General features: G+C 69.7%; 1 pseudogene. It reads right to left on the reverse strand.

The features are described from left to right. Positions 1-129 precede the first annotated feature (129 nt). Positions 130-409, reverse strand: a pseudogene (locus tag BWR60_RS36110) (transposase); the annotation flags it as partial.

Consider the following 409-nt stretch of genomic DNA (forward strand, 5'->3'; position numbering starts at 1 on the left):
GTGCGCGAGCGCCTCAATCCGGCCAGGCACGAATGATCAGGCGGCCTGACGGAACTCGCAGCCGGTGCCCCGCTCTTCGCCACGAGGTCGCCCGCGCCCGCCGAATATAGCACCACGGCCACGATGGCGCTTGTCGATCTCATCCGTGCTGTGCAGCTTGACCCGGTGCTGGGCCGGGAAGGTCATGTAGGCGAGGACGTCGGTCTCGGCCTCGTCCATCAGACCGGCGAGCTTCGGCACCTTCGGCCGGAGCTGGTCAGCCACTCGGCGCCACTGCTGACGTGCAGCCTCGGCATCGTCCTGGGCGAAGGCGGTGGCGACGAAGGCGGAGACCACGCGCCGGCCGCTTCTGCCGGCATGGGCGAGCGCATTGCGCATGAAGTGCACCCGGCAGCGCTGCCAGGTGGCG

Source organism: Inquilinus limosus (assembly GCF_002195995.1).
GTDB lineage: Bacteria > Pseudomonadota > Alphaproteobacteria > DSM-16000 > Inquilinaceae > Inquilinus > Inquilinus limosus_C.